At 60.8% G+C, this 8747-nt stretch carries 9 protein-coding genes and 1 pseudogene; 3 read left to right on the forward strand and 7 right to left on the reverse strand.

The features are described 5' to 3' along the window. The 3 genes and pseudogenes from IV091_RS11290 to phbB all read left to right on the forward strand — a co-directional run. A pseudogene (locus tag IV091_RS11290) lies at positions 1-233 on the forward strand (class I poly(R)-hydroxyalkanoic acid synthase); the annotation flags it as partial. 123 nt (positions 234-356) lie between these two features. Further along, positions 357-1535: an acetyl-CoA C-acetyltransferase gene (locus IV091_RS11295; protein WP_293468708.1), complete on the forward strand. Its 1179-nt coding sequence runs from the start codon at positions 357-359 to the stop codon at positions 1533-1535. A 106-nt stretch (positions 1536-1641) separates the two neighbouring features. Next, a complete protein-coding gene (gene phbB, locus IV091_RS11300; RefSeq protein ID WP_293468710.1) occupies positions 1642-2379 on the forward strand; it encodes an acetoacetyl-CoA reductase in 738 nt (245 codons plus the stop codon). A gap of 453 nt (positions 2380-2832) precedes the next feature. On the opposite strand, the gene IV091_RS11305 is transcribed toward phbB, so the two are convergent. The 7 genes from IV091_RS11305 to IV091_RS11335 all read right to left on the reverse strand — a co-directional run bounded on the left by IV091_RS11305 (position 2833) and on the right by IV091_RS11335 (position 8727). Further along, positions 2833-3369: a hypothetical protein gene (locus tag IV091_RS11305; RefSeq protein WP_293468712.1), complete on the reverse strand. Its 537-nt coding sequence runs from the start codon at positions 3367-3369 to the stop codon at positions 2833-2835. A gap of 374 nt (positions 3370-3743) precedes the next feature. After that, positions 3744-4457 (reverse strand): ABC transporter ATP-binding protein, encoded by a 714-nt coding sequence (locus IV091_RS11310; RefSeq protein WP_293468714.1) that lies wholly within the window; start codon positions 4455-4457, stop codon positions 3744-3746. A 19-nt stretch (positions 4458-4476) separates the two neighbouring features. Continuing rightward, positions 4477-5229, reverse strand: coding sequence for an ABC transporter ATP-binding protein (locus tag IV091_RS11315; protein ID WP_293468716.1), 753 nt, complete (start codon positions 5227-5229; stop codon positions 4477-4479). Beyond that, complete coding sequence (locus IV091_RS11320) at positions 5229-6242, reverse strand: branched-chain amino acid ABC transporter permease (protein ID WP_293468718.1); 1014 nt, start codon at positions 6240-6242, stop codon at positions 5229-5231. The genes IV091_RS11315 and IV091_RS11320 overlap by 1 nt, the downstream gene beginning before the upstream one ends. 5 nt (positions 6243-6247) lie before the next feature. Continuing rightward, positions 6248-7165, reverse strand: coding sequence for a branched-chain amino acid ABC transporter permease (locus tag IV091_RS11325; protein WP_293468720.1), 918 nt, complete (start codon positions 7163-7165; stop codon positions 6248-6250). A 4-nt stretch (positions 7166-7169) separates the two neighbouring features. After that, positions 7170-8354 carry an ABC transporter substrate-binding protein gene (locus tag IV091_RS11330; RefSeq protein WP_293468722.1) on the reverse strand — a complete coding sequence of 395 codons (1185 nt, stop codon included), beginning with the start codon at positions 8352-8354 and terminating at the stop codon, positions 7170-7172. A 52-nt stretch (positions 8355-8406) separates the two neighbouring features. Continuing rightward, positions 8407-8727, reverse strand: a complete 321-nt coding sequence (locus tag IV091_RS11335; protein ID WP_293468724.1) for a non-heme iron oxygenase ferredoxin subunit — start codon at positions 8725-8727, stop codon at positions 8407-8409. Positions 8728-8747: the final 20 nt, after the last annotated feature.

Below are 8747 nucleotides of genomic sequence, written 5' to 3' on the forward strand. Positions count from 1 at the left end.
ACTGGACCAACGACAAACTGCCCGCCACCAAATCCACGGGGACCAAGTACCCTGCGGCGCATGATGACTGGCTCAAGGGGGCTGTAGAGCATCCTGGCAGCTGGTGGACAGACTGGTCGGAGTGGCTCAAGGAACACGCGGGCAAGCAGATTGCTGCGCCCAAGGGCTATGGCGGCGGCGAGCACAAGGCCATTGAGGCCGCGCCTGGCCGCTACGTCAAGGTCAAGGTCTGACGCGTTTTAATGATTCACAGGGCTCAGGTATCTAAAAGCCCCTGGTAGGCGTTCCCCCTTTGGTACCTCCGGGAGAGCGCCGCAACAAGACGTCACGACAACACGTGACAACAAGGAGAGATTGTGGAAGACATCGTTATCGTTTCAGCAGGCCGCACAGCGGTTGGAAAATTTGGCGGATCGCTGGCCAAGATACCCGCCACCGAACTGGGCGCTGCCGTCATCAAGGCCGTGCTGGAGCGCTCGGGACTCAGCGCAGACCAGATTGGTGAAGTCATCATGGGCCAGGTGCTGGCGGCCGGCGTAGGCCAGAATCCGGCGCGCCAGGCGGTGGTCAAGGCGGGCTTTCCCCATGGCATTCCGGGCCTGACGATCAACGCGGTGTGCGGCTCCGGGCTCAAGTCCGTCATGCTGGCCGCGCAGTCCGTGGCCACCGGCGACAGCGACATCGTGATTGCCGGCGGCCAGGAAAACATGAGCGCTTCCCCGCATGTGCTGAACGGTTCGCGCGACGGCCAGCGCATGGGCGACTGGAAAATGGTCGACACCATGATCGTGGACGGCCTGTGGGACGTCTACAACCAGTACCACATGGGCATTACCGCCGAAAACGTGGCCAGGAAATACGGCATTGACCGCGCCATGCAGGACGCCCTGGCGCTGGCCAGCCAGACCAAGGCCGCTGCCGCGCAAGACGCCGGCAAATTCAAGGACGAGATCGTTCCCATCACCATTCCGCAGAAAAAAGGCGATCCGGTGGTGTTCTCGGTGGACGAATTCATCAACCGCAAAACCAGCGCCGACGGCTTGGCAGGCCTGCGCCCGGCGTTTGACAAGGCCGGCAGCGTGACCGCTGGCAACGCCTCGGGTCTGAATGACGGCGCTGCCGCCGTGATGGTCATGACCGCCAAAAAGGCGGCCGCCCTGGGCCTCAAGCCGCTGGCGCGCATTGCCAGCTACGCCACGTCCGGCCTGGACCCAGCCTTCATGGGCATGGGCCCCGTGCCTGCGTCCACCAAGGCGCTGCAGCGCGCCGGCTGGAACGCGCAAGACCTCGATTTGCTGGAAATCAATGAAGCCTTTGCGGCGCAAGCCTGCGCGGTGAACGCTGAAATGGGCTGGGACACCAGCAAGGTCAACGTCAATGGCGGCGCGATTGCCATTGGCCACCCGATTGGCGCGTCCGGTTGCCGTATTTTGGTGACGCTGCTGCACGAAATGGTGCGCCGCGACGCCAAAAAAGGCATTGCCAGCCTGTGTATTGGCGGCGGCATGGGGGTTGCCCTCACACTGGAACGCTGAATTTAGGGTAAAACAGCGCTATGCCTGCATCCGGTGGGCATAAGCAGCTACTTAATTAATAGCGAAATAGTTTCGCCGAAATCAACAAGAAATCAAGGAGATCGCGATGTCAAAACAAGTAGCGTACGTAACCGGTGGCATGGGTGGCATTGGAACGGCCATTTGCCAGCGGCTGGCCAAAGATGGATTCACCGTGATTGCCGGCTGCGGCCCCACGCGCGACTTCACCAAGTGGCTGGACGAGCAAAAAGCCCTGGGCTATACCTTTTATGCATCGGTGGGCAATGTGGGTGACTGGGATTCCACCGTGGCCGCCTTCGAGAAAGTCAAGGCAGAGCACGGCCCCGTCAGCGTGCTGGTGAACAACGCCGGCATCACCCGCGACAGCCAGTTCCGCAAGATGAGCAAGGCCGACTGGGACGCCGTGATCTCGACCAACCTGGACAGCATGTTCAACGTGACCAAGCAGGTCATCGAAGGCATGGTCGAGGCGGGTTTTGGCCGCATCATCAACATCTCGTCGGTCAATGGCCAGAAGGGCCAGTTTGGCCAGGTGAACTACTCCACCGCCAAGGCTGGTTTGCATGGCTTCACCATGGCGCTGGCGCAGGAAGTGGCCAGCAAAGGCGTCACCGTCAACACGGTGAGCCCGGGCTACATCGGCACCGACATGGTCAAGGCCATTCGTCCCGAAGTGCTGGAAAAAATCGTGGCAGGCGTGCCGGCCAAGCGGCTGGGCAAGCCGGAAGAAATTGCTTCCATCATTGCCTGGATTGCATCGGAAGAGGGCGGTTACGCCACGGGCGCGGACTTCTCGCTCAACGGCGGCCTGCACATGGGCTGATGGCAGCACTTGAGTTGCTGTGCATCCCAAAAAAAACCCGCTTCGGCGGGTTTTTTACGTTGGTGCGCCCGGCAAGGGGAAGAGTTAGCCAATGGCAAGGGTTTCGTGGGCGGCCGCGAGTCTGAATGAAGCCGGATGGCAAAGCGCTGGCCTGACGTATAGGAAGCGCATATGAGGCGTTGCACTGGGGTGAGATGGCCAAATTCATCAAAGCCCAAAACTTGCACGGAAGCGGTGCGACGTATAGAGCAAAGTGCACGCAGCCACCATGATGCATGCCTATAACTTGAGTTTCCACGTTTGCCTGGAAATTAGTGGGTTCGGCGGGAACTGGGTCATGATGCTTAACGTTCGAGCTAAGCGGGCGACGACGGGAGGACGCCAGGCCCGTGCGGTGCAGGATAACCGAAAGCGTCTGGTGGCCTGCCATTGGCATTCCGCTTGAGCGAGGGATTAGGCCGCATTGCGACGCCGAATGCGCGTCGCGAGTTCATCTGCCCGCGCGAATAATGCAAGTACCTGCGCTTTTATCTCATCAAGTTCTTCATAGTCCGGGTGGTTCACGGGAAGTTGATCAAGCACTTGATGCTTTGAAAGGTACCCTCCAATGACTACGCGCCGGGCGCTCCTCTCTGCCTCGGTTTGGTTCAGAAGCGAGAGATAGACGTCCCAAGATTTATTGCCCTTCTTGGAGTTGCATGGCTTGCAGCACGGCAAAAGGTTTCCAAGCCGATGACCATGGCCGCTGAACTCAGACTGTTTCACTGTTGCAAAGACGTGATCCCAGGTCTCCGCCAGGGTTCCGCAGTAGATGCAGTCAAGATCCTTGTCCGGGTCTTGACCGAGGTCTTGTATTGCCTTGCGTACGCGCTCGTCGTTGTAGTCATCGCAGGGAGCTATCGCAGAGGCAAACGCGTGGTTGATCGTCGTCTTGCGCATAGCGACGATGGCGTATGGTTTCAGATGACGCTTGATATCATGATAGCGCATGCTTGTGCGGCCTAACGTAATGTACAGATAAAAACTTGCTCAATAAACTGGCCCGTGCTCGATATTCTGGACATCAAATACTCCCGGAAGTGGCTTGCAGCATTGGTTATCTCTGGCTGGACTGTATAAAAAATACAGTCACAAACTATCCAGGAAATCCGGCGCCCCTCCACAGAAGTCCACCCGCTTGCCGGATCAGTTGCACGAGCGCATCCAGACCTTGCACTATAGCCCCAGCGCCGAGAAGATTTACCGTTATTGGGGCCTGTTTTCCATTGTTGTCTGTGCTTCGAAACGCGTATTTTTTAGACGCGGATGGATCGCCTTGAAGACCTCGCCGAACTGCGTAAGCCGGCATAAAGTAGATGGGCCACCTAAACGCCCAGATACTGGTGAACAATTTCAGGCTGGCCGCGCAATTCATCCGAGCTGCCCTGCCAGACCACCCGGCCTTTTTCAATCACGAAGTGCCGGTCGGCCAGGCCCAACAGCGCTTTGACGTTTTTGTCGATCACGATTTGCGACAGGCCCTCCTTTTTGAGTTCAGCAAGGGCGCGCCAGATTTCCTGCCGAATCACCGGGGCCAGGCCTTCCGTGGCTTCGTCGAGCACCAGCAGGCGCGGGTTGGTCATCAATGCACGGCCTATGGCCAGCATCTGCTGCTCGCCACCCGAGAGCTGCGCGCCAAGGTTGCTGCGGCGCTCCTGAAGGCGCGGAAAAAAACCATAGACGCGGCCCAGGTCCCAGTGCTTGCCGCTGCCCTTTTTGTCGTCGCGCGCGGTGGCCACCAGGTTTTCCTCGACCGTCAGGTTTGGAAACACCTGCCGGCCTTCAGGAACCAGCGCCAGGCCCTGGCGCGCGATGCGGTGCGAAGGCAAATGGTCTACCCGTGCACCGGCCACCGACACGCTGCCGGAGGCCACGGGCAGCATGCCGAACAGACATTTGACGGTGGTGGAGCGGCCCATGCCGTTGCGCCCCAGCAGGGTCACGACCTCGCCCGGCCCGACATCGAATGAAATGTCAAACAGTGCCTGTGCATGGCCGTAGGAGGCCTGAAGCCCTTTGACGGATAAAAATGGAGTCATGATTTGTCCCTTGCCGGCTTCATATTTCGGTTTCTTCACCGAGGTACACCGCCCGCACTTCCGGGTGGTTGCGGATTTCCTCGGGTGTCCCGGTGAACAGGATCTTTCCGTAAACCAGCACGCTGATGCGGTCGGCCAGTGCAAACACCGCCTCCATGTCGTGCTCGACCAGCAAGATGGTGTACTGGCGCTTCAGGCGCTGCAGCAGCGCGATGACGGCAGTCGATTCCTGCACGCTCATGCCGGCCATCGGCTCGTCGAGCAGCAAGAATTTGGGGCCGGCAGCCAGGCTCATGGCCAGCTCAAGCTGCCTTCGCTCGCCATAACCCAGATCGCCCGCCAGGGCGTTAAGCCGATGCGCGAGGCCGGTGGCTTCGAGCGCCTCTTTGGCGAACTTCCGTGCTTGCTTGTCGGCCAGCATGGGCATCCAGAACCTGAAGGCATGCCGGCGCGAAGCCAGCGCTGAAAACGTTGCGTTCTCCAGCACGCTGAAGTCCTCGAAGATCGAGGTGATCTGGTAGGAGCGCAACAGGCCGCGTTTCGCGCGTTCATGGATCGGCAGGGCGGACACGTCCGCACCGTTGAACCATACGCTGCCGCTATTGGGCGCAAGCTCGCCCGACAGCTGGTTGATCAGCGTGGTCTTGCCGGCACCGTTGGGCCCGATGATCGCGTGCAGTTCGCCCTCGCCGATGTCGAGCGACACCGCGTCGGTGACCAGCAGCGCGCCATAGCGTTTGGTAAGGGATTCGGTGCGCAGTACGCTGGCCATTACAGGGCTCCCTCGGCAACACCAGTCGTTGCAGCGGCTGATGTGGTGTGTGTGTCGGCCCGCTTGGCACGGGAATCAAGGCGCTGCAGCAGGCCGATGATGCCGCTCTTGCCCAGGAGCGCGACGATGACGATGAGCGGGCCGAAAATAACCATCCAGTGATCGGTAAAACCCTTCAGGATTTCTTCAAGGCCGAGGAAGACCAGCGCGCCCATCAAGGGGCCGAACACCGTGCCAAGACCGCCGATCACCACGATCACGATCAGCTCGCCCGAGATGGACCAGGCCAGCGTGCTCGGCGAGGCAAAGGCATTGAGGTTGGCCAGCAGCAGGCCGGCCACGCCGGTCAACATTCCCGACATCACGTAGGCCAGCAGCTGGTAGCGCACCACCGGAATACCGGCGGCGTTGACGCGGCGCGCGTTCTGTTTTGCACCACGGATGACCATGCCAAACGGCGCGGCGCGCAGCTTGGCCAGCCACCAGATCGTCAGTACCAGGACGACGAAGGCGACGACGTACACACTGGTCGCGGACGCCAGATCGACAGGGCCGAAGCGGCTGGTTTGTGCAATCGACATCCCGTCGTCGCCGCCATAGTGTTTCAAGCTGACGAACAGGAAGTAACCCATCTGGGCAAAGGCCAGCGTGATCATGATGAAGGCGATACCGGTGGTGCGCAGGCTGATGGCGCCGGTGACCAGCGCGACCAGGCCGCACACGCCCAGGCACAAGGCCAGGTGAATCCAGCCGTTGCCAACCTCATGGAACGATGCAATGCCGACCGCGTAAGCGCCAAGGCCAAGGAAAAGCGAATGGCCAAAGCTCACCAGTCCGCCGTAGCCCAGCGCAATGTTCAGCGCGCAGGCGGCAATTGCATAGATGATGATGCGCGCGAAAAAGGCGACATAAAACTGCTGGCCGGTGGCCTGCGCCACAAACGGCACGGCGGCGAGCAGCACCAGCACCAGCAGGGGAACCCAGGCGCTGGGCCGTGAAATGAATGGAGTCATCGTGATCACCTGTTTGCTGGAAAAAGACCTTGCGGCCGCCACGCCAGCACCACCGCCATCAGCAGGTACACCAGCATGGAGGCCAGCGCCGGGCCTGCCGCATCGGCGAACGACCGTTCAGCGACCTGCCGCAGCATGAATGGCAAAAATACGCGGCCCATGGTGTCGACGATGCCGACGATGAGCGCCGCATAGAAGGCCCCCGTGACCGAGCCAATGCCACCGATCACGATGACTACCAGCGTGGTGATCAGCACCGACTCGCCCATTCCGGACTGCACCGAAAGAATAGGACCCGCCATCGCGCCCGCCAGACCCGCCAGCATGGCGCCGACCGAAAAAAGCATGGCGTTGAGCAGGCGAATGTTGACGCCGAGCGCCGCGACCATCGCCGGATTCACCGCGCCCGCGCGGATCAGCATGCCGACGCGCGTCTTGTTGATCAGCAGCCAGGAACCCACCGCGACCACCAGCCCGACGGCGATGATGGCGAGCCGGTAGGACGGGTACGTGAAGCCCCCGATGTCGATGGCACCGCTGAGGAATTCAGGCACCTGCAAAAATACCGGCTGCGAACCCCAGATGATGCGCACCAGTTCATTGAAAAACATCACCAGGCCAAAGGTGGCCAGCACATGGTCGAGGTGGTCGCGGCGATACAGGCGCGCGACCGCGACGAACTCCAGCGCCAGGCCCAACAGCAGCGAGCCCAGCATGGCTGCCAGCACGGCCAGCCCGAAGGAGCCGGTGTACTGGAAGGCCGTGGCCGCAAAGTAGGCGCCCATCATGTACAGCGAGCCATGCGCCAGGTTGACAAAGCTCATGATGCCAAACACCAGCGTCAGCCCCGCAGCCAGCAAAAACAGCAGGACGCCGTATTGCAGGCCGTTGAGCAGCTGCGCGAAAACAATCGTGCTGTTCATGGCGTCACTTGAGCGCGCACTGCGCGTGGTAGGCATCGCTATGCTTGGTCAGCGGCGTGGCGACGAGTTTTCCGACGACCTTGCCGCCGCTCTTGATGGTTTCGAACGCATAGTAGTTCTGCACCGGCAGGTTGTTGTTGTTGAACGCGAACGGGCCGCGCACCGACTTGAATTCACTGCCGGCCGCCTTCACTGCGACGGCAAGTGCCTTGGCATCGCCGGCCTTGGCTTTGCCCAGCGCGATATTCAGAATGTTGGCCGCGTCGTAGGCCGTTGCCGCGTATTCGCTGGGCGTGCGTTTGTACTTGCGCTCGAAGTCATCGACAAATTTCTTGTTCTCCGGCGTGTCGAGCGCCGCGTCCCACATCGCGCCGCTGACGCTGCCAACGGCCGCGTCGCGCAGGCCTGGCAGGGTCGTACCGTCGACGGTGAAGACGGAGTACAGCGGTATCTTGGCCATCAGGCCGGCCTGGCTCATCTGCTTGACGAAGTTAACGCCCATGCCGCCCGGGTAGAACACAAACACCGCATCGGGCTTGGCGGACTGTAGTTGGGCAAGTTCGGCCGAGTAGTCGGGCTGGTTCACCTGCGTGTAAACCTCGTCCACGATCTGGCCCTTGAAGTAGCGCTTGAAGCCGGTCAGCATGTCCTTGCCGGCCTGGTAGTTGGGCGCCATCAGGTAGACCTTTTTGAGGCCCTTGTCCTGGGCAAACTTGCCCATGGCTTCGGCGGCGCCGTCGTTCTGCCACGCAGCGGAAAACACATTGGCCTTGCAGCCGGCACCGGCCAGCGGTGATGGACCGGCATTGGTGGCGATCGCCACGGTGCCCGACTCGGCGATGCGCGGCAGGCTGGCCATCAGCACGTTGGAAAAGCTCAGTCCCACGATGGCATCGACCTTGTCCTTGTCGATGAACTTGCGCACGATCTGGCTGCCGATTTCCGGCTTGAGCTGGTCATCTTCCTTCAGTACCGTGGCGGGTTGACCGCCGAGCTTGCCGCCCAGCTGTTCCATCGCCAGCATGAAGCCGTCAACCTGGTCCTGGCCCACGATGGCCTGCGGGCCCGACAGCGGTGCCATGATGCCGATGGTGGCGGCTGCGGCGAGATGGCTGGCGCTTGCCAATGCCACACCAGCGAGGACGGCGAGTGTGGTGCGACGGAAGGACGCAGTGGATGTTGTTTTCATGGTGTTTTGTCTCGTTTTGATGGGGTGGGGAAAGTAGGGAGGCAACTGCGGTTCAATCAGGCATCTGCACAAAGACGCGTCCGCCTTCGATGCGCACGGGGTAGCTGCGAACATCCTCCGTGACCGGCGCGCAGGTGGCACGGCCATTGCGCACGTCGAACTTGCCTTGATGCAGTGGGCATTCAATTTCATAGCCGTCCAGAAAGCCGTCGCACAGACGCGCATGGCCGTGGGTACAGAGGTTGTCGGTGGCGAAAATGCTGCCTTCGACCTTGTAGAGAGCCACGTCGCGGCCGCCGACCTGCAGGCCGATCACGTCGTCTTCGGGCACGCCGGCCTCTTCGGTGGCGTCAATCCAGTTGGAATCGTTCATGGTTTAAATCGGGTAGATGA

Source organism: Polaromonas sp. (genome assembly GCF_018780625.1).
In the GTDB taxonomy this organism is placed as follows: domain Bacteria; phylum Pseudomonadota; class Gammaproteobacteria; order Burkholderiales; family Burkholderiaceae_C; genus Polaromonas.

Bases quoted from the DNA above. Each gene is read 5' to 3' on its own strand.
- IV091_RS11315 (WP_293468716.1), bottom strand. From the start codon at position 5,229: ATGGCCAGCGTACTGCGCACCGAATCCCTTACCAAACGCTATGGCGCG.
- phbB (WP_293468710.1), top strand. From the start codon at position 1,642: ATGTCAAAACAAGTAGCGTACGTAACCGGTGGCATGGGTGGCATTGGA.
- IV091_RS11335 (WP_293468724.1), bottom strand. From the start codon at position 8,727: ATGAACGATTCCAACTGGATTGACGCCACCGAAGAGGCCGGCGTGCCC.
- IV091_RS11305 (WP_293468712.1), bottom strand. From the start codon at position 3,369: ATGCGCTATCATGATATCAAGCGTCATCTGAAACCATACGCCATCGTC.
- IV091_RS11310 (WP_293468714.1), bottom strand. From the start codon at position 4,457: ATGACTCCATTTTTATCCGTCAAAGGGCTTCAGGCCTCCTACGGCCAT.
- IV091_RS11320 (WP_293468718.1), bottom strand. From the start codon at position 6,242: ATGACTCCATTCATTTCACGGCCCAGCGCCTGGGTTCCCCTGCTGGTG.
- IV091_RS11330 (WP_293468722.1), bottom strand. From the start codon at position 8,354: ATGAAAACAACATCCACTGCGTCCTTCCGTCGCACCACACTCGCCGTC.
- IV091_RS11325 (WP_293468720.1), bottom strand. From the start codon at position 7,165: ATGAACAGCACGATTGTTTTCGCGCAGCTGCTCAACGGCCTGCAATAC.